Annotated in this window: 24 protein-coding genes; 11 read left to right on the forward strand and 13 right to left on the reverse strand. The window is 67.0% G+C overall.

Features of this window, described 5'->3' with window-relative positions; genetic code table 11:
- The first annotated feature begins 66 nt into the window (after positions 1-66).
- The gene (locus G6N59_RS05015; protein ID WP_138231077.1) at positions 67-1,224 is read left to right on the forward strand and encodes a sensor histidine kinase; all 1,158 of its coding nucleotides are present in this window, start codon (positions 67-69) and stop codon (positions 1,222-1,224) included.
- A complete protein-coding gene (locus G6N59_RS05020; protein ID WP_138231078.1) occupies positions 1,221-1,898 on the forward strand; it encodes a response regulator in 678 nt (225 codons plus the stop codon). Before G6N59_RS05015 ends, G6N59_RS05020 begins: the two co-directional genes overlap by 4 nt.
- Here the strand turns inward: G6N59_RS05020 and G6N59_RS05025 are convergent.
- From G6N59_RS05025 to uvrB, 3 genes are read right to left on the reverse strand one after another with little or no spacing between them, the layout of a single operon-like run.
- Complete coding sequence (locus G6N59_RS05025) at positions 1,876-2,778, reverse strand: alpha/beta hydrolase (protein ID WP_138231079.1); 903 nt, start codon at positions 2,776-2,778, stop codon at positions 1,876-1,878. The genes G6N59_RS05020 and G6N59_RS05025 overlap by 23 nt on opposite strands.
- A gap of 44 nt (positions 2,779-2,822) precedes the next feature.
- A complete protein-coding gene (locus G6N59_RS05030; protein WP_138231386.1) occupies positions 2,823-4,214 on the reverse strand; it encodes an MFS transporter in 1,392 nt (463 codons plus the stop codon).
- A 54-nt stretch (positions 4,215-4,268) separates the two neighbouring features.
- Positions 4,269-6,437, reverse strand: a complete 2,169-nt coding sequence (gene uvrB, locus G6N59_RS05035) for an excinuclease ABC subunit UvrB (protein ID WP_138231080.1) — start codon at positions 6,435-6,437, stop codon at positions 4,269-4,271.
- Positions 6,438-6,505: 68 nt separating this feature from the next.
- Here uvrB and G6N59_RS05040 point away from each other — a divergent pair, with 68 nt between their 5' ends.
- Positions 6,506-7,015, forward strand: coding sequence for a ribonuclease FAU-1 family protein (locus tag G6N59_RS05040; RefSeq protein WP_138231081.1), 510 nt, complete (start codon positions 6,506-6,508; stop codon positions 7,013-7,015).
- A 36-nt stretch (positions 7,016-7,051) separates the two neighbouring features.
- Positions 7,052-7,606, forward strand: coding sequence for a hypothetical protein (locus G6N59_RS05045; RefSeq protein ID WP_138231082.1), 555 nt, complete (start codon positions 7,052-7,054; stop codon positions 7,604-7,606).
- Here the strand turns inward: G6N59_RS05045 and coaE are convergent.
- Together coaE and rpsA are read right to left on the reverse strand one after the other, a co-directional pair.
- Positions 7,603-8,814, reverse strand: coding sequence for a dephospho-CoA kinase (gene coaE, locus G6N59_RS05050; RefSeq protein ID WP_138231083.1), 1,212 nt, complete (start codon positions 8,812-8,814; stop codon positions 7,603-7,605). The two genes, G6N59_RS05045 and coaE, sit on opposite strands and share 4 nt — an antisense overlap.
- A gap of 74 nt (positions 8,815-8,888) precedes the next feature.
- Positions 8,889-10,328, reverse strand: coding sequence for a 30S ribosomal protein S1 (gene rpsA, locus G6N59_RS05055; protein WP_061006315.1), 1,440 nt, complete (start codon positions 10,326-10,328; stop codon positions 8,889-8,891).
- A gap of 261 nt (positions 10,329-10,589) precedes the next feature.
- On the opposite strand from rpsA, the gene G6N59_RS05060 reads away from it, so the two are divergent.
- Together G6N59_RS05060 and G6N59_RS05065 are read left to right on the forward strand one after the other, a co-directional pair.
- Positions 10,590-11,687 (forward strand): PrsW family intramembrane metalloprotease, encoded by a 1,098-nt coding sequence (locus G6N59_RS05060; protein WP_138231387.1) that lies wholly within the window; start codon positions 10,590-10,592, stop codon positions 11,685-11,687.
- A gap of 35 nt (positions 11,688-11,722) precedes the next feature.
- Positions 11,723-12,043, forward strand: a complete 321-nt coding sequence (locus G6N59_RS05065) for a LysE family translocator (RefSeq protein ID WP_234884287.1) — start codon at positions 11,723-11,725, stop codon at positions 12,041-12,043.
- Here the strand turns inward: G6N59_RS05065 and polA are convergent.
- Both polA and G6N59_RS05075 read right to left on the reverse strand, forming a co-directional pair.
- A complete protein-coding gene (gene polA, locus G6N59_RS05070; RefSeq protein WP_234884305.1) occupies positions 12,040-14,700 on the reverse strand; it encodes a DNA polymerase I in 2,661 nt (886 codons plus the stop codon). The genes G6N59_RS05065 and polA overlap by 4 nt on opposite strands.
- Positions 14,701-14,758: 58 nt before the next feature.
- Positions 14,759-15,646: a LysR family transcriptional regulator gene (locus tag G6N59_RS05075; protein ID WP_138231084.1), complete on the reverse strand. Its 888-nt coding sequence runs from the start codon at positions 15,644-15,646 to the stop codon at positions 14,759-14,761.
- Positions 15,647-15,716: 70 nt separating this feature from the next.
- On the opposite strand from G6N59_RS05075, the gene G6N59_RS05080 reads away from it, so the two are divergent.
- The gene (locus G6N59_RS05080; protein WP_138231085.1) at positions 15,717-16,856 is read left to right on the forward strand and encodes an FAD-dependent monooxygenase; all 1,140 of its coding nucleotides are present in this window, start codon (positions 15,717-15,719) and stop codon (positions 16,854-16,856) included.
- On the opposite strand, the gene G6N59_RS05085 is transcribed toward G6N59_RS05080, so the two are convergent.
- Complete coding sequence (locus G6N59_RS05085) at positions 16,851-18,290, reverse strand: FAD-dependent monooxygenase (protein ID WP_138231086.1); 1,440 nt, start codon at positions 18,288-18,290, stop codon at positions 16,851-16,853. The two genes, G6N59_RS05080 and G6N59_RS05085, sit on opposite strands and share 6 nt — an antisense overlap.
- Entirely contained in the window at positions 18,287-18,841 is a 555-nt protein-coding gene (locus tag G6N59_RS05090) for a TetR/AcrR family transcriptional regulator (protein ID WP_234884288.1), read from the reverse strand. The genes G6N59_RS05085 and G6N59_RS05090 overlap by 4 nt, the downstream gene beginning before the upstream one ends.
- Positions 18,842-18,971: 130 nt before the next feature.
- Here G6N59_RS05090 and G6N59_RS05095 point away from each other — a divergent pair, with 130 nt between their 5' ends.
- From G6N59_RS05095 to G6N59_RS05110, 4 genes are all read left to right on the forward strand, one after another.
- Entirely contained in the window at positions 18,972-19,439 is a 468-nt protein-coding gene (locus tag G6N59_RS05095; RefSeq protein ID WP_234884306.1) for a Zn-ribbon domain-containing OB-fold protein, read from the forward strand.
- A complete protein-coding gene (locus G6N59_RS05100) occupies positions 19,436-20,638 on the forward strand; it encodes a lipid-transfer protein (RefSeq protein WP_138231089.1) in 1,203 nt (400 codons plus the stop codon). Before G6N59_RS05095 ends, G6N59_RS05100 begins: the two co-directional genes overlap by 4 nt.
- Before the next feature lie 76 nt (positions 20,639-20,714).
- Positions 20,715-20,936 carry a DUF167 domain-containing protein gene (locus G6N59_RS05105; protein WP_138231389.1) on the forward strand — a complete coding sequence of 74 codons (222 nt, stop codon included), beginning with the start codon at positions 20,715-20,717 and terminating at the stop codon, positions 20,934-20,936.
- Between the two features lie 16 nt (positions 20,937-20,952).
- Entirely contained in the window at positions 20,953-21,456 is a 504-nt protein-coding gene (locus G6N59_RS05110) for an O-acetyl-ADP-ribose deacetylase (RefSeq protein WP_138231090.1), read from the forward strand.
- 142 nt (positions 21,457-21,598) lie between these two features.
- On the opposite strand, the gene G6N59_RS05115 is transcribed toward G6N59_RS05110, so the two are convergent.
- From G6N59_RS05115 to G6N59_RS05130, 4 genes are read right to left on the reverse strand one after another with little or no spacing between them, the layout of a single operon-like run.
- Positions 21,599-22,354, reverse strand: coding sequence for an ABC transporter ATP-binding protein (locus tag G6N59_RS05115; protein WP_138231091.1), 756 nt, complete (start codon positions 22,352-22,354; stop codon positions 21,599-21,601).
- Entirely contained in the window at positions 22,341-23,186 is an 846-nt protein-coding gene (locus G6N59_RS05120) for an ABC transporter ATP-binding protein (RefSeq protein WP_138231092.1), read from the reverse strand. Before G6N59_RS05120 ends, G6N59_RS05115 begins: the two co-directional genes overlap by 14 nt.
- On the reverse strand, positions 23,183-24,376 hold the full coding sequence (locus G6N59_RS05125) for a branched-chain amino acid ABC transporter permease (protein ID WP_138231093.1): 1,194 nt from the start codon (positions 24,374-24,376) through the stop codon (positions 23,183-23,185). The genes G6N59_RS05120 and G6N59_RS05125 overlap by 4 nt, the downstream gene beginning before the upstream one ends.
- A complete protein-coding gene (locus G6N59_RS05130) occupies positions 24,373-25,410 on the reverse strand; it encodes a branched-chain amino acid ABC transporter permease (RefSeq protein WP_138231094.1) in 1,038 nt (345 codons plus the stop codon). The genes G6N59_RS05125 and G6N59_RS05130 overlap by 4 nt, the downstream gene beginning before the upstream one ends.
- Positions 25,411-25,452 lie beyond the last annotated feature (42 nt).

A 25,452-nucleotide genomic window follows, 5' to 3' on the forward strand; every position in this document is an offset into this window, starting at 1 on the left:
GTATTTCACCCCGGAGGATGAGGACAATGCCGCCATCACTTTCATAGAGTCCTAGATGTGAGCACCATGACGCGATCACGTCTCGATCGAACTCTGAGCGTGGTCAGCTACGCGGTGTCGCTGTTTCTATTCGTGATGGCCTGGGCGACGGTCGACGCAACGTACGCGGTGCCGTCTGGCGCCCGTACCGTCATCGCCGCGGTCACCGCTCTTCCACTGGTGGCTATCCGACTGACTCCATTGCTCGGATGGGCGATATCGGCTACCGGTGCACTCGTCCTCCCGCTCGTCTGCCCGCCGGTCGACGGCACCTTCCCGTGGCAGATGGTTCACGTGGCGGTTTTGATGACGCTGTTGTTCGCCGTCATCGTGCGGTGCTCGCTTGCTGCGGCCGTAGTCGCAGGGCTGTCGACAGGCGTAGCCCTGCTGGCGGCCTCCCCCGGCCAGACCGGTGCCGGATTCGCGATCGGCATGACCGCAGTAGCCCTCATCGGGCTACTGGTGCGTGAGCTCGTCGGCTCACGGCAGCAGCTCGCCAGCCAGCGCGGGATCACCGAGGTGGAACGGACACGCCGGTTGGTTCTGGAGGAGCGCGCACGGATCGCCCGCGATCTACACGACGTGATCGCACACCACATGTCGATCGTCGTGGTGCAGGCCCAGAGCGCTTCCTACCGGCTCACCTCGGTGACCGAGGAAACCAAGGCGGAGTTCGACGCGATCGGGGCCAACGTCCGCGCCAGTCTCAACGAGGTACGGACCGTACTCGGTGTGTTGCGCTGCGACGACGAGTTGGTCGAACTGGGTCCGCAGCCCGGCATCGCGGGTGTCCGAGAGTTGATCGAGAACAGTCGGCGTGCCGGAGTTGACCTGTCCCTCAGTATTTTTGGCGATCCGCCGGCTGTCTCGGAGATGGCCGGCGTGGTCCTGTACCGAATCGTGCAGGAGTCGCTCGCCAACGCGGTTCGGCACAGTCCGGGCGCGCCCGTGACGGTGACCATGGAGCACGGGACCGACGCCACGACGGTCATCGTGCGCAATGGACCGGCCGCGGTGCCGGAATCAGCCGGAACGACATCGAGCGGGAGCGGTATCGCCGGCATGCGGGAGCGGGTGGCGTCGATCGGCGGCACGCTTGACGCACGACGTCTGGCCGACGGCGGATTCGCGGTGCGCGCTCGCATTCCTGCAAGCCTGCCGGTGACGTCGGGGCCACGTCCGTGACCGGACCGATCACCCTCTTCATCGCCGACGATCAAGCCATGGTTCGTCAGGGATTTGGCGCCCTTCTGGCCGCGCAATCCGACCTGACAGTCGTCGGCGACGCACCGAACGGCCGCGTCGCGGTCTCGGAAGTCAGGCGTCTGCAACCCGATGTGGTCTTGATGGATGTCCGTATGCCGGAGATGAACGGGCTGGACGCCGCTCGCGAAATCCTGTCAGCGGCAATGCCGACTCCGGTACGGGTTCTGATGCTGACCACGTTCGATATCGACGAGTACGTGTACGACGCGCTCAGCGCCGGCGCCAGTGGATTCCTGTTGAAGGACGCGCCGGCCGACGACCTGATCCGCGCGGTCCGGGTCGTGGCGGCAGGCGATGCGTTGCTCGCGCCGAGTGTCACCCGTCGGCTCATCGCCGACATCGTCCAGCGCCGCTCCACGCCACGGCCCTGGGGACGCGAACTCGCCACGCTGACGCCCCGTGAACGAGAAGTGCTCGAGTTGATAGCGCAGGGCCTGTCGAACATCGAGATCGCGGACAGGCTGTTCGTCACCGAATACACGGTGAAGACGCACGTAGGCAACATCTTCGCGAAACTCTCCCTGCGCGATCGCGCCCAGGCGGTGGTCGTCGCCTACGAGTCGGGTCTGGTCAATCCGCGGTCGCCCGGCTGACGTGTCCGGCGATCATGTCGTACACGCCGCGCGTGACGGTCGTTGCGTTGCTCATGATGTTGTAGCCGTGGTCGACACCGGGCACCTCGTAGTACTGCGCCAAAGCACCGACGGCGTCCAGCTTCTGGGCATATCGCCACGCCTCATCCCGCAGCCGGTCGTACTCCGCGGTGACGATCAGCGCGGGAGCGATCCCGTCGATGCCGTCGGCGTTGTCACCCCATGCCGGCGACGCCAGCCGGTGACCGCGCTGCGCGGGGGCCGGGATGTACGCGGTGTCGAACACCTCGCTCATCCACGGCCGCATCACGGCCTTGTCCCCCAGCGGAGAATGTTTGTCCTTGCTGGCCGTCACCAAATCCAGTGGCGCATAGTGCAACATCTGCAACTTGAGGTCAGGTCCGCCCTCATCCAACGCCAGCCGTGCCGCGGCAGCCGACAGGCTGCCGCCGGCGCTCTGCCCGCCGACACAGAGCTTGCTGCCGTCCCAGTCCCGTTCGGCAGCCGATGCCCAGACGAGAACGTCGTACACCTGCTCGACGGGGTCAGGGAACCGGTGTCCCGGAGCCAGCACGTAATCGGTGTTCACCACAACAACATTCGCGTGCGCGGCAAGAAAACGGCACCAGGGATCGTCCTGTTCCCGGTGGCCGACAACGAAACCACCACCATGCACGTTCACGTATACCCCCGCACAACCACTGGGCTGCGGCCAGTACACCGTCGCCGCCGTATCGCCGTGCCGGGTCGGAATCACCACCGACGTTGTGGTGCCACCTATTTCAGAAAATCGAACGCCCGGCTTCGGCGCAGGATTGATGGTGGACGAGAACAGACGCGCGACAGCATCGGCGACGACGGGCCTGGCGAGGATTGACACGAAGCCGACTGTACCGACGCCGGTTCCGAAGTCGGGGAACCCGACTAGCCCACGCCCCTACTCGCCCGGTACGACGCCACACAACCCAGCGCGGCAAGCCCGGCGAAGACCGCGAACAACCAACTGGCGCCGACAGCATCGGACCGATCGACGGTGTTGACGACGATGCCGGCCAGCCCGGCGCCGAAGGCTCCGCAGATCAGCTGAACGGTGCTGATCGCGGCCGCGGCGACGGTGCCCTGCGCGGGATCGTCGACCCGGCCCATCGCCCACACCGACAAGTGCGGCCATGCCATGCCGACGCCGACGCCGGTCACCAAAAGCGAGAACGCCCAAACGGCCACGACAGTCGCCGAGGCGTCGTCGACCTGGCTGACTGCCGCCGTACCCAACCCGATCGCCATCACCAGAGGCGCCACCGCCACGATGCGCACCACTCGGGCGAGCGAGGTAACCGAGGCACTGACGATCTCACTGACCGTCCAGCCCACACTCAGCGCGACGGCGAGGAAGCCTGCCGTCAACGGGACCAGGCCCGCCAGGCGCTGCCCGTACAGCGGCACGTACATGTCGGCCATCGTGGCCGCCATCAACACACCCAACGTCACGTAGATCCACTTGAACGGACCCGGCCCATAGGCGGTCTTCGGCAGCACGCTCACCGGCGTCCGCCCATCCACCACGATGAACAGGCCGACCAGCGCCACGCCCGCGGCCAACAGCACCACCATGAGCGGCACGCTGCGCTGGATGCCCGCCACGCTGATGGCCATTGCTGCGGACCCGAGAATCACCAACGACCACACCGGAATCCGCAACGGCTCACGTTCGTGGTCTGCGGACCTGCCCGGCAGGCTCAACGGCACCAGAATCATCACCGCCACGGTGAGGATGGCCAGCGCCCCGAACGCCCAGCGCCACACGCCCAATTGCGCGAACAAGCCCCCGGACGACGGGCCGAGCAACGTCCCGACGCCCCACATCGCCGACACCAGGGCCGACGCCTTGGGCCAAAGAGATTGCGGCAGAGCCGTATTGATCACCGCATAGCCCAGCCCGGCCAGCGTGCCGCCCGCGGCACCCTGCACCACGCGCCCGGCGAGCATCAGTTCCATGGTCGGCGCCAGGGCACATACGACGCTGCCGAGCGCGAAGACAGTGAACCCCAACAGATATGCCAGCCGTGGACCGAAACGGGCCACCATGGCGCTGACCGTCGTCGCCGCCATCACCGAGGCGACCAGGTACACCGTGGTGACCCACGCGTAGAGCCGTCCGCCGCCGATGTCGTTGACGGCGCTGGGCAGCAGACTGATGGTCAGGAATTCATTGGTCGCGTACAGCGCAACGCCGCCGGCCAATACCGTCGACGCGCCCAAATACCTGGGACCGAGCAGTTCCCGCCAGCTGCCGACGGTCACGGTTTCAGCGCGCATCTCAGTCACGTCCGCGACGCTAGGGCCTCAACCACGGTTGAGATCAAGGAGCGCTCATTTCAGCCCGGCCGCATCCATCCCGCGCAGTTCCTTCTTTAGGTCGGCCACCTCATCACGGATGCGGGCCGCAAGCTCGAACTGCAGATCCCGCGCCGCGTTCATCATCTGCGCGGTCAGGTCCTTGATGAGGTCCGCCAGCTCGGCACGCGGCATGTTGGCGGTGTCGCGGCCTTCCACGATGCCGGCGCTGACCGCCCGGCCGGGCTCACCCTGGGCCCGGCGACCCCGCGAGGCGTTGCGGCCCGAGCCCCCAACAGGCACCGACTCGACGTCCGCTGAGTCTTCCGCCTCGCGATACACCTGGTCGAGGATGTCGGCGATCTTCTTGCGCAACGGCTGCGGGTCGATGCCGTTCGCCTCGTTGTAGGCGACCTGCTTGGCGCGGCGACGTTCGGTCTCCTCGATGGCCGCCTGCATCGAGTCGGTGATCTTGTCGGCGTACATGTGCACCTCGCCGGACACGTTGCGCGCCGCGCGGCCGATGGTCTGGATGAGGCTTCGCGTCGACCGGAGGAAGCCTTCCTTGTCGGCGTCCAGGATCGCGACGAGCGACACCTCGGGCAGGTCCAGACCTTCACGCAGCAGGTTGATGCCGACCAGGACGTCGTAGTCACCCAGCCGCAGTTGGCGCAGCAACTCCACACGGCGCAACGTGTCCACCTCGGAGTGCAGGTACCGCACCCGGATCCCGGTCTCGAGCAGATAGTCGGTGAGGTCCTCGGCCATCTTCTTGGTCAGGGTGGTGACCAGCACGCGCTCGTCGCGCTCGGTGCGCTTGCGGATTTCCCCGATGAGGTCGTCGATCTGGCCCTTGGTCGGTTTGACGACGATCTCGGGGTCCACCAGACCCGTCGGCCGGATGACCTGCTCGACGAACTCACCGCCGGACTGGGCCATCTCGTACGAGCCGGGCGTCGCCGACAGATACACCGTCTGACCGATGCGGTCGGCGAACTCCTCCCAGGTCAGCGGCCGGTTGTCGACCGCCGACGGCAACCGGAAGCCGAAGTCGACCAGGTTGCGCTTGCGGGACATGTCGCCCTCGTACATGGCGCCGATCTGCGGCACGGTGACGTGTGACTCGTCGATGACGAGCAGGAAGTCCTCGGGGAAGTAGTCCAGCAGCGTGGCGGGCGCCGAGCCGGCAGCGCGGCCGTCGATGTGGCGCGAGTAATTCTCGATGCCCGAGCAGAACCCGACCTGCTTCATCATCTCGACGTCGTAGTTGGTGCGCATCCGCAGCCGTTGCGCCTCCAGTAGCTTGCCCTGGCCCTCCAGCTGCGCCAGCCGCTCTTCCAGCTCCTGCTCGATGGTCGAGATCGCCATGGCCATGCGTTCCGGGCCGGCCACGTAGTGGGTGGCCGGGAAGATACGCAGCGAGTCGACCTTGCGCACCACGTCACCGGTCAACGGGTGCAGGTAGTACAGCGCCTCGACCTCGTCGCCGAAGAATTCGATGCGCACTGCCAACTCTTCGTAGGACGGGATGATCTCGACGGTGTCGCCGCGCACCCGGAACGAGCCGCGGGTGAATGCCACGTCGTTGCGGTTGTACTGGATGTCGACGAGCAGCCGCAGCAGACCGTCGCGCGGCACGTCGTCGCCGACCTTCAGTTCGACGGACCGGTCCATGTACGACTGCGGAGTGCCGAGGCCGTAGATGCACGACACCGACGCCACCACCACGACATCGCGACGCGACAGCAGGCTGGACGTTGCCGAGTGCCGCAGCCGCTCGACATCGTCGTTGATCGAGCTGTCTTTCTCGATATAGGTGTCCGTCTGGGCGATGTAGGCCTCGGGCTGGTAGTAGTCGTAGTACGAGACGAAATACTCGACAGCGTTGTGCGGCAACATCTCCCGCAGCTCGTTGGCCAGCTGCGCGGCCAGGGTCTTGTTGGGCGCCATCACCAGCGTGGGACGCTGCAGCCGCTCGATGAGCCACGCGGTGGTCGCGGACTTACCGGTACCGGTGGCGCCGAGCAGCACCACGTCACGCTCCCCCGCCGTGATGCGGCGCTCAAGTTCGTCGATGGCCGCCGGCTGGTCACCCGCCGGCTCGTACTGACTGACCACCTCGAACTTGCCGCCGGCCCGCACCATGGCGTCGACCGGCCGGTATTCCGAGTGCGCGAGGACGGGGTGTTCGGTCGCGAAGGCCATGGGTACCAGGGTAGAGGCGGGCACCGACAGGCGCTGCCGGCTGCGCGTCGGGCGCGTACGCTGACGCCATCCACGCACCCAAGCACGAGACGTTCAACCTGGCCGACCGCACGAACACCGATCCGAAGGGCATCGTGCGCGCCGTCGACATGTATCGAGTCGAGCCGTGGGGCCTCTACATGGCACGCCCAACCCCCGGCCGCCCGCAGTTCCACTACCTCGAGTCGTGGCTGCTGCCCACCATCGGACTACGCGCCAGCATCTTCCATTTCAATCCGGGACATGAACGCGAACAGGACTTCTATCTCGATGTCGGCCGGTTCACCGCGGACGAACAGGTGTGGACGTCGGAGGACCATTACCTGGACCTGGTCGTGCGGTCGGGCGTGGGCGTCGAGCTGGAGGACGTCGACGAACTACTGGATGCGGTACGTCACCACCTACTCAGCACCGATGACGGCGAACGCGCGATCACGACAGCGACCACCGCGATCGACGGCCTGGCCCAGAACAAATACCAGCTGGGAGATTGGCTAGCCAGTCTCGGTATGTCACTGACCTGGCGCGACCTCAACTAGGCGCACACCGCCGGTCGCGCGGTAATGTCAACAACCATGACATCGATCACGCGCGGAGGCATAGCCGCGGCATCGCTGGCGTACGCCATCGCAGTGGCCACGAGCACCTCGACAGCGGTGGCGGACCCCACACCACCCGCGCCGCCCACACCGCCGGCAGTCCCGGCCGCAGACACCGCGCCGCCCAGCGCGGGGCCGCACAACATCACCTACCGGGCCCGCGTCGACGGGGTGTCCCGCGGCACGCTCGTCACCTACCGACTCACCGACAACCAGCTCAACTCCGCGACGCCGAGCTTGCTCCCCGGCGAGATGTTCGAAGCCTCGGCCGTCCTCAACAACGCGGCGAACGCCGGCATGCAGGTGTCGATCCAGTGGCCGTACTCAGCGAGCCTGCACTGCGAGATTCTCGTCGACGACGAAATCGTCGCCCAGGCCGACCAGTTCGTCGCCCCGCGCCTGACGCCGCAGCACCAGGACCCCGGGTACGGGGTGCTCAGCTGCGGTTCGGTGACCGACTTCGATCCGAGCCAGCAGTACAGCGCCGAGCTGCCGGGCACGCCCGCAACACCGGCCGCCTCAGCTCACTAAGGGCGCCAACCGGTTTCGTCGGCCCAGGCCCAGGCTCGTCGGTACGCACCGGCGAGCCAGGGCTCCTTGGCGTCGGCGTACTCACCGCTGGTGGCCGGCGCGGCAGCCAGCGCATCGTGTTTGAGAGCCAGGTACTCCACCCGCTCGTCGGGGTTGGCGGCGATCCAGGCCGGGAAGAGCAACGCGAACTGCTGGCCGGGCCAGCCGTCGACGCGGATGTGCACGTTGGTCGGCCGGCCGGGATCGGCCGACGCGTGAAAACGCTTCTGCCACAGTGCCTTGTCGTCGGAGTGGTCGAACTCGGCAACAGTGCTGCGCGCATCGTCCTTCGCGACGTCGTCGGTGATGTCCGTCCGCGGGTAGCCCCCGGTCAGCAGCAGATCGGTGAGCTCGTCGGCCACCGCCAGCGACGGCACGGTCACCTGGATGTCGATGATGTCCTTGGCGTCCAGGTCCGGCACCGCCGTCGACCCGATGTGGTCGACCCGCACCGCGCGGTGTCCGCACGTGGTGCGCAGCCGAGCCACGATCCGGCGGGCCTGCTCGGGCCACGTGTCGTCGTACGACACCAGCGCCGGCGCGACGGTGGCCGGGACGCCGGCCTGTACGTTGCGCGCAAACGGCACGATGCGCTGCTCCCACAGCCGGCGAGCCTTGGCCGCCAGTTCGTCGGCGCTGCCGTGGTTGTCCAGCCAGACATCGGCGACGGCCTGGCGCTGTTCGATGGTCGCCTGCGCCGCGATCCGGGCACGGGCGTCCTGCTCCGAGAAGCCGCGATATTCGATCAGCCGCGCGACGCGCACATCCTCGTCGGCGTGCACCATGACGACCAATGGGAACAGCGGCGCCATCTGCGACTCGACGAGCAGCGGAATATCTTCCACCACAACCGAACCCACGGGAGCGGCGGCGATGAGCTCGGCACGGCGCCGGCCGACCAGCGGGTGCACGATGCCGTTGAGGGTCTTGCGCTTCTCCCCGTCACTGAACGCCACCGCAGCCAGCGCCGGCCGGTCGAGCGAACCGTCGGGCTGCAGGATGTCCTCGCCGAACGCCTCCACCAGGGCGGCCAGCCCCTCGGTGCCGGGCTCCACCACCTCACGGGCGATCACGTCACCGTCGACGATGATGCCGCCGGCAGCCGCGAAGGTCGATGACACCGTGGATTTTCCGGCGCCGATGCCGCCGCTCAGTCCGATACGAAGCACGCAGGACACACTATCGGCCGCAGATACGGCAAATGCCCCGGCCCATTGGGCCGGGGCATTTGTCGTTGTACTGCTTAGGCGTTGCCGGCGAGCTTCTCGCGCAGCGCCGCCAGCTGGGCGTCGCTGGCCAGGGTGCCACCGGTCGACTCCTCGGAACGCGAGGAACCGCTGGTCGCCGGACGGGCAGCTGCCTCGGCGTCGGCCGCGGCGAACTTCTCCATCTGGGCGGTGTGCATCTTGTGGCGACGCTCGGCCTCGGCGTACCGGGCCTCCCACTCGTCACGCTGCTTCTCGAAGCCTTCCAGCCATTCGTTGCTGTCGGCGTCGAAGCCCTCGGGGAAGATGTAGTTGCCCTGCTCGTCGTAGCTGTCGGCCATGCCGTACTTCGACGGGTCGAACTCCTCGGTGTAGTCCTCGTTGGCCTGCTTGAGGCTCAGCGAGATGCGGCGACGCTCCAGGTCGATGTCGATGACCTTGACCATCGCGTCGTCGCCGACCTGGACCACCTGGTCCGGGACCTCGACGTGGCGCTCGGACAGCTCCGAGATGTGCACCAGGCCCTCGATGCCCTCTTCGACGCGGACGAACGCACCGAACGGGACCAGCTTGGTGACCTTGCCCGGGACGATCTGACCGATCGCGTGGGTGCGGGCGAAGTGGCGCCACGGGTCTTCCTGAGTCGCCTTGAGCGACAGCGAAACCCGCTCGCGGTCCATGTCGACGTCCAGCACCTCGACGGTGACCTCGTCGCCCACCTGAACCACCTCGGACGGGTGATCGATGTGCTTCCAGGACAGCTCCGAGACGTGCACCAGGCCGTCCACGCCGCCCAGGTCGACGAACGCGCCGAAGTTGACGATCGAGGACACGACACCCTTGCGGATGGCGCCCTTGGTGAGCTGGTTGAGGAACTCGCTGCGGACCTCGGACTGGGTCTGCTCCAGCCAGGCACGACGCGACAGGACCACGTTGTTGCGGTTCTTGTCGAGCTCGATGATCTTGGCCTCGATCTCCTTGCCGATGTACGGCTGGAGATCGCGGACACGGCGCATCTCGACGAGCGATGCGGGCAGGAAGCCGCGCAGGCCGATGTCGAGGATCAGGCCGCCCTTGACGACCTCGATGACGGTGCCCTTGACGGCCTCGTCCTTCTCCTTGAGCTCCTCGATGGTGCCCCAGGCGCGCTCGTACTGAGCCCGCTTCTTGGACAGGATCAGACGGCCTTCCTTGTCCTCCTTGGTGAGAACGAGGGCTTCGACCTCATCGCCCACGGAAACGACCTCATTGGGGTCGACGTCGTGCTTGATGGAAAGTTCGCGAGAAGGAATGACACCTTCGGTCTTGTAGCCGATGTCGAGCAGAACCTCATCGCGGTCCACCTTGACGATGGTCCCTTCGACGATGTCGCCATCGTTGAAGTATTTGATGGTCTTGTCGATAGCGGCGAGAAAGTCCTCGGCCGAGCCAATGTCGTTGATGGCTACTTGCGGCGAGGTGATGGAGGGACTTGGCATGTGGTGGGTGGCTCCGGACAGGTCTTATCGTAGGGACAAATTGCTTGTTTTCTCGTGACGCGTCGCGGCGTTACCACCAGACGTTTCACACATACCCATAGCCCATGTGGACACAGGTACTTGATGAGGGTACTAGACCTGTAGACGCAGGCCAAACGCGGTCTGCTCCACTGCAGGGGAATGCCGTTCCGGGCCGATAGTCTTCGTGTCGTGTATCCCGCCCCGTCACCTGTGCCGCCGCCATACCAGTATCTGGCGCCGATGCCGCGGCGAATCCGCAAGGTCGGCGCGCCCCTCGGCGTGATCATCGGTCTGGGGGTGCTGATCGGCTGTGTGCTGATCCTGACCACACTCACCAATCCGATCGGCATGACCGTCGGCTTCGTGCTGGCCAGCGTCGCGACGGCAGTCGTGCTGCTGACCTACCTGTGGTTCGACCGCTGGGAGCCCGAGCCACCGCGGCTGCTCATCTTCGCGTTCGTCTGGGGCGCCTCGATCAGCGTCGTCATCTCGGTGGTCCTGGAAACCATGTCGACGCCGCTGCTCGGCAAAGACGGCTTCGCCGCGATGGCCATCGGCGCTCCCGTGATCGAGGAAGCCGCCAAGGGCTTGTTCCTGCTGCTGATGATGACCGGCCGGCGCCGCAACGAACTGAACTCGTTGACGGACTGCCTGGTGTACGCCGGCTTCGTGGCCGCGGGCTTCGCGTGGCTGGAGAACATCTTCTACATCGCCATGGGCGAGACCATCGCGCACTCGCTGTTGACCGCCGCGCTGCGACTGATCATGGGTCCCTTCGCGCATCCGCTGTTCACCAGCATGACCGGCATCGGCGTGTTCCTCGCACTGCAGCACCGCGGCGCCGGCGCCAAGGTGCTGTACATCGGACTCGGCTACCTCGCCGCAGTGGTCATGCACATGTTGTGGAACGGCTCGACCGTCGTCGGCGCCGGGGCCTACTTCGCCGTCTACCTGTTCTGGATGGTGCCCATCTTCACCCTCGCCATCGTCACGGGCGTGCTGGGCCGCCGCCGCGAACAGCGGGTGGTCGCCGAGAAGCTGCCCGGGCTCGTCGCCTCCGGCCTCATCACCCCGAACGAGGCGACGTGGCTCGGCTCCATGCGCACTCGCAAGGCGGCGATCGCCACCGCGACGCGGATCGGCGGCACCCCAGCCGGGAAATCGGTGAAGGAATTCGCCGTGCAGGTCGTCGAGTTGGCGTTCGTCCGAGACCGCATCGACCGGGGACTGGCCGACCAGCGGACCTATCAGCTGCACGCCGAGGAGTCGTACTGGCTGACCGCCACCCGGGCACAAGCGCCGGTGCTGCAGTGGTTGACCAACTACCGGGCGACCTGATCTAACCATTTGCGCGGGTCAGCGATACTTCTTGCATGCTCGCGCACCCGCGGGGACGGACCCCGGCCGCGGCCTTCCGGGCGGCCCTGGTGTCCATCGCCGCCAACCCGAAGGCCGCGGCCTTCGGCATCGTGGTGCTCCCCCAGTTCCTGCCGGCCGGCGGCCCGGTGCTGCCGGCGCTGCTGGTGCTCGCCGGCATCCAGCTCGTCATCGACACGTCGTGGTGCGTCGGCGTGGTCCTGGCTGCGGACAAGGCGCGAAACATTTTGAGCCGCAGCCACATCCGTCAACGCATCGAACGCGCGATGGGCGCGATCCTCGTCGCGCTGGGCCTCGGGCTGGCGGCCGACGCCTAGTGCGCGGCAGCATCCCAACTGGGGCCGTAGCCCACCGACACCTCCAGCGGCACGTCCAGCGGGTAGGCACTGCCCATCTGTTCACGGACCAGCTTCTCGAGGGCGTCCCGTTCGCCTTCGGCGACCTCAAACAGCAACTCATCGTGCACCTGGAGCAGGACTCGTGACTTCAGCCCGGCGGCCTTCATGGCGCCGTCGACGTTGATCATCGCGACCTTGATGATGTCGGCGGCGCTGCCCTGGATGGGCGCGTTGAGCGCGGCCCGCTCCGCGGCCTCCCGGACGTTGCGGTTACTGCTGTCGAGTTCCGGCAGATAACGCCGGCGTCCGAGCACCGTCGAGGTGTACCCGTCCTTACGGGCCTGTTCGACGACCGAGTGCAGGTAGTCACGCACCCCACCGAACCGGTCGAAGTACTGGTCCATCTGCTGCTTGGCTTCTTCGGTCGAGATCTTCAGCTGCGACGCCAGGCCGTACGCCGACAACCCGTAGGCGAGGCCGTAGGACATGGCCTTTACCCGGCGGCGCAGTTCCGCGGTCACCTCTTCGCTCGGCACGCCGAAGGCCCGCGACGCGACGAAGGTGTGCAGGTCCTCGCCGGTATTGAAAGCGTTCAGCAGGCCTTCGTCTTGGGACAGGTGCGCCATGATGCGCATCTCGATCTGGCTGTAGTCGGCCGTCATGAGCTCGGCGAAGCCCTTGCCCACCACGAACGCCTCACGGATCAGCCGGCCCGCCTCGGTGCGGATCGGGATGTTCTGCAGGTTCGGCTCGGTCGACGACAACCGGCCGGTGGCCGCGATGGTCTGGTTGAAGGTGGTGTGAATCCGCCCGTCGGATGCCACGGCGTTCAGGAGACCGTCGACCGTGACCTTGAGCCGGGTGGCATCGCGGTGCGCCAGCAGATGTTGCAGGAACGGATGCCCAGTCTTGTCCAGAAGCGATTGCAGCGCATCGGCATCCGTGGTGTAGCCGGTCTTGGTGCGCTTGGTCTTCGGCATCTCCAGCTTGTCGAACAACACCACCTGGAGCTGCTTGGGCGAACCCAGATTGATCTGCTCACCGATGGCCGCGTAGGCCGCCTCTGCCGCATCCCGGATCTGGTCGGCGAACTGGCTCTGCAGCCGGCCGAGCAGTTCGATGTCGACGGCGATGCCCGCGTTCTCCATCTCGGCGAGCGCCCGCTGCACCGGCAGTTCCATCTGCCCGAGGAGCGCGAGCGAGTCGATCCCCGCGAGTTGGACGTCCAGCGCGTCGGCCAGTTCGCCGACGGCCGCGGCCCGCACGATCAGCGCCTGAATCGCCGCATCATCAACCTCATCAGGATCATCGAGCAGCGAAAGCTGTTGCTGCTCTGCGCTTTCCGCCCGCAGCTCGCGGCCCAGGTAGCGCACCGACAGGTCGTCGAGCGCGAAGCTGCGCTGCCCCGGACGGACCAGATAGGCGGCCAGCGCGGTGTCCGAGGTGACGCCGGAGAGGTTCCAGCCGCGGCCGAGCAAGTCGTGCCAGGCAAGCTTGGCCTCGTGCAACGCCTTGGGCGGGCCGGGATCAGCCAGCCAGGATGCCAGCGCCGCTTCATCTTCGGCATCCAGCCGTGCGGTGTCGATGTAGACGCCTTCACCGCTGGCCGACACGATGGCCAGCGCGGTGGCATCGCCGTCGAACGCCTTGTGGGTGCCGTTGACGGCCATACCGAAACGACTGCCGTTGCTGTGCTCGGAGAGCCAGGCCGCCAGGGTGCCCGGCTCGAGCAGGCCGCCGCGCACGTCGAAGCCGAGTTCGACCTCGGGCTCCACCGGCGACAGGGTGTCGAACAGGCGGTCGCGCAGCACCCGGAATTCGAGGTCGTCGAACAGTTGGTGGATGCGGTCACGGTCCCACGGCTGCACCCGTAGCGCCTCCGGGGTGTGCGGCAGCGGGACGTCCTTGACCAGGTCGGTCAGCTCGCGGTTGAGGATGACGTTGGAGAGGTTGGCGCGCAACGAGTCGCCGACCTTGCCCTTGACCTCGTCGACGTGGTCGACCAGGGCCTGCAGCGAGCCGTACTGGTTGATCCACTTGGCCGCGGTCTTCTCGCCCACACCGGGGATCCCCGGCAGGTTGTCGCTCGGGTCGCCGCGCAGGGCCGCGAAGTCCGGATACTGCGTCGGGGTGAGGCCGTACTTCTCGACGACCGCGTCCGGAGTGAAGCGGTGCAGATCGCTGACGCCCTTCTTGGGGTACAGCACCGTGACGTCGTCGCTGACGAGCTGCAGCGAGTCACGGTCGCCGGTGACGACCAGCACTCGGAAGTCCGCGGCCTGGGCCTGGGTGGCCAGCGTGGCGATGAGGTCGTCGGCCTCGAAACCCTCCTCGGCCAGCACCGTGATGCCGAGCGCGCCCAGCACCTCTTTGGTGATGTCGATCTGGCCCCGGAATTCGTCGGGCGTGGCCGCACGCCCTTCCTTGTACTCCGGGTACTTCTCTTTCCGGAAGGTCTTGCGGGACACGTCGAACGCGGCGGCGACGTGCGACGGCTTCTCATCGCGCAACAAGTTGATCAGCATGGCGGTGAACCCGTACACCGCGTTGGTGGTGAGACCACCCTGGGTCTTGAAGTTCTCGGCGGGCAGCGCGTAGAACGCTCGGAACGCCAGTGAATTGCCGTCCAGCAGCATCAATGTGGGCTTGGTGGTGGGCGGGGCGTCCGTTGCGGTGGGGCTCACGGCCCTAACTCTATTCAGCCTCACCGACAGCCAGTAACCGCCGCGCCATGTTCACCAGCTCACGCGCCGCCGGACTCATCGGGCCACCGGACCGCCAGGCGAACACCAGCCGTCCGCGCAGGGCCGGGATCAGCGCGATGAGGTGCAGATCGGTGCGCGACCGCACCATCGATTGCGGCAACACGGCGACCCCCAAACCACGCGCGGCGAGGTCGGCCAGTGCGTGCGGCGTGCTGGCCTCGAACGCGACGTGTACGTCGACACCGAGGTCGGCGCACGCCCGCTCGAACTGGTAGCGAATGCCGGTGCCGACGGGCAGGGCGATGACGGGACGGCCGGCCAGCTCCTCCAGCCGGATGGTTCGCCGGCCACGCCACGGATCATCGAGGCCGACCGCAGCGACGATCGGCTGGTCGGTGACCACCACAGCAGCGAGCCCCGCCGGCAGCTCCGTGCCGACCGACACGATGGCGGCGTCCAACCGTCCCGTGCGGACGCCCTCGATCAGTTCGTCCGAGTTCGCGGTGCCGAGAGTGATGTCGACGTAAGGGTGCGCGTCGTGGAACCGCGCGAGCAGGCCCGGCATGTCGACATCGTGCGCGGTGACCGTGCCGATGGTCACCGACCCGCGCACCAGGTCGCTCAGTTCGGCCACCGCGGTGCGCGCATCGGCGATGGCGGCCAGGGCAGCGCGGGCGTGCGGCAGCACTGCCTGCCCGGCCGCAGTCAACCGAATCTCGCGCCGGCCGCGGTCGAACAACAGCTCGCCCAGCTCGCGCTCCAGCCGTGCGATCTGCGCACTGACCGCGGGCTGTGCGACGTGGATCCGCGCGGCGGCACGGGTGAAATTGGCTTCTTCGGCAACCGCGACGAAGTACTCGAGCTGCCGTAATTCCATAACCGATGATTATAGTTTGTGGAATTGATCGGTATTGGACTTATAGTTCTGCCGCGCCGAGGCTGGACTCATGACACAGCTACTCATCGCCGGCGGCGGCATCGGCGGACTCACCACAGCACTGACCCTGCACGCCCGTGGATTCGACGCCCTCGTTCTGGAGCGAGCGCACGACCTGCAACCCTTGGGTGTCGGCATCAACCTGCTGCCGCACGCCGTGCGAGAACTCACCGAACTCGGCCTCGGTGACGAGCTGACCGCCATGGCCGTGGCCCCGTCAGCGATTCGCTTCTACACCCATGGCGGCGAGCTGCTGTTCACCGAACCCCGCGGGCTGGCCGCGGGCGACGCGTACCCGCAGCTGTCGGTACACCGCGGGCGGCTGCAGATGATGCTGCTCGGCGCGGTGCGCGAACGCCTCGGCGCCGACTCCGTGCGCACCGATAGCGGGGTCACCGGATTCCGGCAGAGCGCCGACGGCGTCGTGGCGGACACCGCTGCCGGCCCGGTCGTCGGGGACGCCTTGGTCGGCGCCGACGGCATCGGTTCGGTGGTGCGTGCGGCCCTGCATCCGGGCCACGACCCGTTGATGTGGTCCGGCATCACGATGTACCGCGGGGCGAGCGACATCACTCCGTTCCTTGACGGGCACACCATGGCAATCGTCAAGGCCGACAACGGCGTTGACCTCATCACGTATCCGATCGGCGGCGCTCGGGTGAACTGGGTGCTCCAGGTCCCCAGCGGGCAACCCGGCCCGCTGCACGGCGACGCCACGTGGAACGCACCCGCGGCGGCGGACGACGTCCTGTCCCAGGTGGCCGACTGGCACCTCGACTGGCTCGACATGGACGCACTGATCGGCCGGAGCCCGGCACTGTTCAGCTACCCCATGGTGGACAAGGACCCGTTGTCGCACTGGGGCGACGGGCTGGTGACGCTGCTCGGCGACGCCGCCCACCCGATGTACCCCGTCGGGGCCAACGGCGCGTCGCAGTCGATCGTGGATGCCCGGGTCCTCGCCGACGAATTGGCCGCCCACGGCCTCGCCGGGCTTCGCAGCTACGAGACCGCCCGGTGCGCCGAGACCGCCGATGTCATCGCCGCCAACCGCGAGATGCACGTCGCGGGGGCGTCGCGGGCACCTGAGGCCCTGGCGCGGGTCACCGACCGCTACCGCACCGAAACCGCCACCAGCACCCGGTCATGACGGGGCCGGCTCACGAACTGGATCAAATCGGCTGAGCTGTTCGCGGACCACGTCCGCAGAGTCGGTTATCGCCGCGACGTACCCGTCGGGCCGGACCAGCACGTACGAGCCGGCGGGCACGTCGTAATCGGCGCCGGGAGTCAGGCGCAGCTCAGGGACACCGAAATCGACTGCGGGACCGCCGAAGTCGAGCACCGTCCAGTGCGGTCCGCGGAACACGTCGAACAGTCGGCGACCATCCGGCAGCAGGGCGTCGGGCGCGCGGTCGCCGGTCCGGAGCACGCCTGACGCGTACCCGCTGCCCGCCAGCGGGCCATCCCGGTAACTGATGTCCAGCTGATCGATGGCGGACGGTGCCGGGCCGGTGGCACCGAAACCCTGACGATGTAGCGCACCACTGAGCCGTAACACGCTCGCCGCGACCGGCATTCGCTCAGCCGCATAGCTGTCCAACAGCTCGTCGGGAGCGCCCGCCAGCACCGCGGCCAGTTTCCAGCCGAGGTTGTACGCGTCCTGCACGCCCGTGTTGACGCCCTGTCCCCCGGCCGGCGAATGGACGTGGGCAGCGTCGCCGGCCAGCAGTACCCGGCCCATCCGGAACCGTTGTGCCATGAGAAGATTCACGCGATACTCCGAAATCCACCGCAAGTCCGACAGCACCACGTCCCGGCGGCCCGACCTGCTCTCGAGCAGGTCCTGCATGGCCGCCAGGGTCAGTGCGGGTGGGTTCTCGCCGGGCGCCATCGTCACCACCAGTTGGAAATGCTCGCTGCCCGGCAGATTCCACAACGAGAACCGCTTTGCCTGGTCGCCGTCAGCGGTCAGGAGGTGACAGCACCGGCCGTCGAGTCCGGTGGCCCGCACGTCGCCCACGATGATGCGTTCCTCGGTCAGCGCACCGCCGAGAAATTCGACGCCGGACGTCCTGCGCACCGTGCTGCGGCCGCCGTCGGCGCCGACGAGGTAGTCGGCGCGGATCGGACCACGGTCGGTCCGCACGGTAACACCGTCGTCGTCTTGCGTGAAATCTTTTACCGCGGTGTTGAATTCGATGGTTCCGCCGAGCTCGCCGAAGCGTGCCGCCAAGATCTGATCGGTGCGCCACTGCGGGATCAGCCAGGTGGCGGGATATGGCACCCCCGGGGTTGCCACGATGTCGGGCAGACCCAGCAGCTCGTAGATCGGCTTGGTCCAGACCACCTCCGCGCCGCGGTACAGGCGCATGGGCGGAAAGGCCTCGCCGGCCGCGAGCACCGCACCGATGACGCCGAGGTCGTCGAACACCTCGAGGGTGCGCGGTTGCAGTCCCTTGCCGCGCGAACCGGGGAACAAGGTCGGCGCCCGGTCGAGTACGCGACACGCCACGCCGCGCCGGGCCAGCTCGATGGCGAGGGTCAATCCGGTGGGCCCGGCACCGGCGATCACGACCGTCATCGCGCACCACCCAGCAGCGCCAGCAGCACGTCGTCGATCAGCCGCGCACTGAAGTCGGCGTCGACGGGGCGGTCGAGATGCATCTGTCGCAGGATCATCGCCTCGGCCACGTCATGGATCAGCTCGACGTCCGCATCGGCGGCGATGTCACCCCGCGCGATGGCGCGCTGGAGCGCGTCATGGAAGGGCGAGAGCTCTTCCTTGTCCAGATGCTGTCGGAGGGCGTCGGCCAGTTGTTCGTCGTGCCGCATGAGCATCGCGAGCTCCGCCGTGACCCGCGTCAACGGGTCGGCGACATCCGCGGCAACGACATCCATCACGGCCAGCAGATCGGTGCGCAGCGCCCCCGTGTCGGGGATCGACGCGTTCCGGGCGGCGTCCGCGGCATCGAGCGTGGCGCGGACGAGTTGAGCCTTGTTCGGCCAGCGGCGATAGATGGTCGCCTTGCTGGCGCCCGCGCGCACAGCGACCGCGTCGGTGGTCAATGCCGCGTAGCCCCTTTCGATGAGCAATTCGGCCGTGGCCGCCAGTACCGCTTGTTCCCGTGCCATGCCTCGAACCATCGGCAAAGCGTACGAAACCGTTTCGTACAGTTCAAGGCGATTTCCCGGCTGCCGGGATAAAACTGCAACACGTTTCAGTTTCTGGCCCGTTGGCAGCTACGCTGAGCTGGTGCCAGGAGTGACGGACGCCGGTAGTCAGCCGGCCATTGAAGGTTGGTGGGACACCGACGAAAACGGTGCACCGCACCTGATCGGGGCAAAATGCCCGCAGTGCGGAACTTACGTTTTCCCGCCCCGCGCCAACAACTGCCCCAGCCCGGCTTGTGACAGCGACGTGCTTGAGCCCGTTGCGTTGTCGCGCCGCGGCACCGTGTGGAGCTACACCGAGAACCGCTATCCCCCGCCGGCGCCGTACCCGGCTGCCGATCCGTTCGAGCCGTTCGCCATCGCCGCCGTCCAACTGGAGGCCGAAGGCCTCATCGTGCTGGGCAAGGTCGTCGAGGGCACGCTCGCGGCAGACCTCAAGGTCGGCATGGAGATGGAACTGACCACCATGCCGCTGTACACCGACGCCGACGGTGTCGAGCGGACCACTTACGCGTGGGCGGTTGCGGACGCGAGGAGCACGGAGGATTCAGCAGAATGAGCACCCCAGATCCTCTGTACATCCTCGGTGCGGGCATGCACCCGTGGGGCAAGTGGGGCCGTGACTTCACCGAGTACGGCGTCGGCGCCGCCCGTGCCGCGCTGGCCGAGGCCGGCCTGGACTGGCGTCAGATCCAACTGGTCGCCGGTGCCGACACCATCCGTAACGGCTACCCGGGCTTCATCGCCGGTTCGACGTTCGCCCAGAAGCTGGGCTGGAACGGGGTGCCGGTGTCCTCGTCGTACGCCGCCTGCGCCTCGGGGTCGCAGGCACTGCAGAGTGCCCGCGCCCACATCCTGGCCGGCTTCTGCGACGTCGCGCTGGTCATCGGCGCCGACACCACACCCAAGGGCGCCTTCGCGCCGGTCGGCGGCGAGCGCAAGAACGATCCCGACTGGCAGCGCTTCCACCTGCTGGGTGCCATGAACCCGGTGTACTTCGCTCTGCTGGCCCGGCGCCGCATGGACCTCTACGGCGCCACCTCCGAGGACTTCGCTCAGATCAAGGTGAAGAACTCCAAGCACGGCCTGAACAACCCGAATGCCCGCTACCACAAGGAGGCTTCGGTCGAGGACGTGCTGGCCAGCCCGGTCGTCTCCGACCCGCTGCGACAGCTGGACATCTGCGCCACCTCGGACGGCGCCGCCGCGCTGATCGTGGCCAGCGCCGACTTCGCGCGCAAGCACCTCGGCTCGCTGGACGGCGTGCCGTCGGTGCGGGCGATCAGCACCGTCACGCCGCAGTACCCGCAGCACCTGCCCGAATTGCCGGACATCGCAACGGATTCCACCGCGACCATCCCCGGGCCGGACCGGGTGTTCAAGGACCAGATTCTCGATGCGGCGTACGCCGAGGCCGGCATCGGCCCCGACGACGTCAACCTCGCGGAGGTCTACGACCTGTCGACCGCCCTGGAACTCGACTGGTACGAGCACCTGGGCCTGTGCGCCAAGGGTGACGGCGAGCAGCTGCTGCGCTCCGGTGCCACCACCATCGGTGGCCGCGTGCCGGTCAACCCGTCGGGTGGTCTGGCGTGCTTCGGTGAGGCCATCCCGGCCCAGGCCATCGCGCAGGTGTGCGAGCTGACCTGGCAGCTGAAGGGTCAGGCCATCGGCCGTCAGGTCGAGGGCGCTCGTGTGGGTGTGACCGCGAACCAGGGCCTGTTCGGCCACGGTTCGTCGGTGATCGTCGCGCGCTAGTTTCCGCGCCGCCGAACGTGCGGAAAATCCCGAGAAATTACCCATTTCTCGGGATTTTCTGCACAGTGGACCGGTGATGATCTCGGTCCGGGCGAAGCCGGGCAGCCGCAAAGGGCCGCTCGTCGAGACCGACGACGACGGCACGCTGGTCGTGTACGTCCGTGAGCCGGCGGTGGACGGCAAAGCCAACACGGCGGTGATCCGCGTGCTGGCCGAGCATTTCGGGGTGCCGAAGTCGCGGGTTGAGTTGGTGTCCGGTGCGGCGGCCCGGATCAAGCGGTTTCGGATCGACGCGTAGCGCGCATACTGCGGTCATGCCCCACATCACCGCCGTCCTCGGCGACATCACGCGGCAGGACGTCGATGCGATCGTGAACGCCGCCAACAATGCGATGCGCGGCGGCGGTGGCGTGGACGGCGCGATCCACCGAGCCGGCGGACCTGCAGTCCTGCAGTCCTGTATCGACCGGTTCCCCCACGGATTGGCCACCGGGGACGCCGGATGGACCGTCGCCGGAGCACTCCCAGCCCGTTGGGTGATCCACACCGTCGGGCCGAATTACCGAGCGGGCCAACGCGATCCGGAGCTGCTGCGATCCTGCTACCGGCGCTCACTGGAAGTCGCCGGCGAACTCGGCGCACGCAGCGTGGCCTTCCCGTTGATCAGCGCGGGCATCTACGGCTGGCCGTTGGACGATGCCGTAGCGATCGCCGTCGAGACGGTGGCCGGAGGCGCCGGCCCCGACACCGACGTCACATTCGTGGCGTTCGACGACGACGTCTACGGCCGGATCACTGCACGGCTCCCGCAGAGCTGAGAACTCGATCGGACGACTACGACCGCGATGCAGCGTCAACGCGACTTGAGCGCCCAGAGCCGTTGACCCTTACGTGACGGCGCATCTAACTCGATCAAATGCGCCCTGGGTACAAGGTCAACACAGAAGCGGGAGTGCGGCCTCAGGCGACGCCGAGGTAGGCGGCTCGGATGCTGTCGTCATTCAGCAGGTCACGGGCATTGCCGCTGCGGGTGACGGCGCCGGTCTCCAGGATGTAGGCCCGATCGGACCGGCTCAGCGCCTGCTGGGCGTTCTGCTCCACCAGCAGGACCGTGGTGCCCTGCGTGTTGATCTCGGAGATGATCCGGAATATCTGCGAGATGACCATGGGCGCCAGACCCATCGACGGCTCGTCCAGCAGCAGCACCTTGGGCCGGGCCATCAGCGCGCGGCCGATCGCCAGCATCTGCTGCTCGCCACCCGACAGCGTCCCGCCGGCTTGCGACCGCCGTTCGGCCAGCCGCGGGAATGTCGTCAGCACCCAGTCGAGACGCTCGTCGTGGTCGTGCTTGGACTCGAATTTACGGGCGTAGCAACCCATTTCGAGGTTCTCGATGATGGTCATGCCCGGGAAGATGCCGCGGCCCTCCGGTGCTTGGATGAGGCCGGCGGTCACCCGACGATGCGCTTTCATCTTCGAGACGTCCGCGCCGTCGAACCACACCGAACCCGACGACAACGGCAACAACCCGGAGATGGCCCGCATCATGGTGGTCTTGCCCGCGCCGTTGGAGCCGAGCAGGGTGACCAGTTCACCCTCCCGCACGACGAGCGAAACACCATGCAGCGCTTGAATTCTCCCGTACTGGACGACGACGTCACGAACCTCCAGCAGCACCGGCCGCGGGTCGAGGCCGACGGATTCAGAGCTCGTCATCGGGCACCCCCAGGTATGCGGCGATGACCTTCGGGTCCTCGCGAATCTCGGCCGGCAGGCCCTCGGCGATCTTGCGGCCGAACTCCAGTACGACGATCCGGTCGGTGACACCCATGACCAGCCGCATGTCGTGTTCGATCAGCAGCACGGTGTAGCCGTCGTCCCGGATCGCCTGGATCAGTTCGATCAGGGCGGACTTCTCGCTCGGGTTGAAGCCGGCGGCCGGCTCATCCAGGCACAGCAGTTTCGGCTCGGTGGCCAGGGCCCGCGCGATCTCCAGGCGGCGCTGGTCGCCGTACGACAGGTTCCGGGCCTTCTCCTCACCGCGGTGGGCGATCCCCACGAATTGCAGTAGCGCCGCGGCACGTTCGATGGCGTCGCGCTCCTCGCGCCGGTGCCGCGCGGAACGCAGCAGCGCACCGGGTACCGATGTCTTGTGCCGCGCGTCGGTACCGACGACGACGTTTTCGAGCGCCGTCATCTCGCCCCACAGCCGGATGTTCTGGAAGGTGCGCGCGATGCCGCGACGGGTGATCTCGTGTCGCTTGATCTTGCCGAGCGGCGCGCCGTCGAACATCACCGAACCCGACGACGGCCGGTACACCCCGGTGATCGCGTTGAAGCAGGTGGTCTTGCCGGCGCCGTTGGGACCGATGAGGCCGAGAATCTCGCCGCGGCGAATATCGAACGTCACGGAATCGAGCGCGGTGAGCCCACCGAACTTGACAGTGAGATCGGTTGTCGCCAAGAGCTTCTCGCCCTCGGCGACCTGCACGTCACGGTGCAGTGCGGCGCGTTCCTCGTCGGGTGCGGGCTCTGGCGAGTCGCTCATGCCGCCGCCTTCGAATCGTCGGCGTTTCGCAACAGCCCGCGCGCCGACCGGCCGTACGCCAGCAGCTGCTGCCGCACCGGGAACAGTCCCTGCGGCCGGAAGATCATCAGCACCACCAGGGCCAGGCCGAAGAACAGATATTTGAGGTCACCGAGGTTGATGCCGAGCACGTGCACCCCGAGCAGCCGGTTCGGCAGGTAGACGATGATGAACGCTCCGAAGATCACGCCGAGCTTGTTACCCTGCCCGCCGAGGACCACCGCGCACAGGAACAGCATCGAGTTGATGATGTTGAAGGTCGGCGGCGCGACGTACTGCACCTGGCCGGCATACAGCGCGCCCGACAGGCCACCGATGCCCGCGCCGATGACGAATGCCCACAGCTTGAACTTGAAAGTGTTGACGCCCATGACTTCTGCGGCGTCCTCGTCCTCCCGGATGGCGACCCAGGCCCGTCCCACGCGGCTGCGCTCGAGGTTGCCGACAAGCAGCAGAATGCCGACCATGAGCGCCAGCCCCAGCCAGAACCACCAGGTGCCGTAGTTGGCGTGGCCGGCGGAGTTACCGCTGGAGAACACACCCGTGGGCAGCTTGTCGGTCTCCCCCAACCGGGGATAGGCGATCTGGTTGAGACCGCGGGCGCCGTTGGTCAGATCGGAGAGGTTGTCGGCCAGGAGCCGGATGATCTCGCCGAATCCCAGGGTGACGATGGCGAGGTAATCCCCGCGCAGCCGCAGCGTCGGGATACCCAGCACCAGACCGGCCAACGCTGTGACGGCCATTGCCAGCGGCACACACGCCAGCCAGGCCCAGTCCTTGTCGAGGAACCCGTCGGCCCCCACTTGGTTCCACGGGCTGTCGGGGCTGGTCAGCAGCGCGACGGTATAGGCGCCGACGGCGTAGAACCCGACGTAGCCGAGGTCGAGCAAGCCGGCCTGGCCGACCACCACGTTGAGTCCGATCGCGATGATCGCCACCATCGCGAACTGCGCCATGGTGCCGCCGAAGCTGATGCCGGGGGTGTTGAGGAAGGACGGGGTGTACAGCGGCAGCATCGCCACCACGGTGAACACGACGACGCCGACGGCCCATTTCGCCGGCCGGCTCTGCTGATCCCACCACTGGCGCAACTGGTCGCCGGGTGCCAGCACATACCGGGCCCAACTTTCGCTTCGATGCTGCCCGCTCATGCTCGTGCCCTCCCGAGACTTTCCCCGAGTATTCCGGTGGGACGGATCAGCAGCACCAGCACCAGCAGCACGAAGGCCACCACGTCGCGCCACTGGGTACCGAAGAGTGCCTGCCCGTAGTTCTCCATGATGCCGAGGATCAGCCCACCCAGCAGCGCGCCTCGAAGGTTGCCGATACCGCCGAGCACCGCGGCCGAAAATGCCTTGATTCCCAACAGGAATCCACCCGAGTAGATGATGCCCTGCGGCACCTTCAAGGTGTAGAGCAGCGCGGCCGCGCCGGCCAGCAGGCCGCCGATGAGGAACGTCGTCATGATGATGCGCTCGCGGGACACGCCCATCAGGGTGGCTGTCGCCGGATCCTGCGCGACGGCTCGGATACCGCGGCCGAACTTGGTGCGGTTGAGCGCGATATCGGTGAGCAGCGCCAGCACGACCGCCGCCACCACGATGACGACGGTGACGTTCGAGATGTTCGCGCTGAACAGGGTGAACTGAGTCTTGGGCTGCACCAGGATGATCGGCTGCTGGGCATTACTGCCGCCGAAACCTTTGAGGATCTTCGGCAGCACGAAGTGCACGAACTCCTGCAGGACGAATGACATGCCGATCGCGGTGATGAGGAACGTCAGCCCGCGTGCGTTGCGGCGGCGCAGCGGCCGGTAGGCCACGATCTCCAATCCGACGGCTGCGGCGCCGGACACCGCCATCGCGACCACCATGGCGACGCCCAGATAGCAGATCGTCAGCCCGATACCCACGTTGTACGCGTTACCGCTGGGCCTGAAGCCGAGAATCATCTCCAGCGCGAAGTACGCGCCGAACATGCCGAGCATGAAGATCTCCGAGTGCGCGAAGTTGATCAGCCGCAGCACGCCGAACACCAAGGTGTAGCCGACGGCGACCAGGGCATAGATCGCACCCCACGACAAACCGTCAATCGTCAACTGCCAGAACCCGTTCAGCAGGTTGTCGACGTTGAAATTGATGTTGGCCGCGGTGCACACGTAGTGGCCGACGCAATCGGGGGTCATCGGGTGGCGGCTCCTTGGTTATCGCGGTGGTGACCGTCTGAG

It is taken from the genome of Mycolicibacterium aubagnense (assembly GCF_010730955.1).
Lineage (GTDB): Bacteria > Actinomycetota > Actinomycetes > Mycobacteriales > Mycobacteriaceae > Mycobacterium > Mycobacterium aubagnense.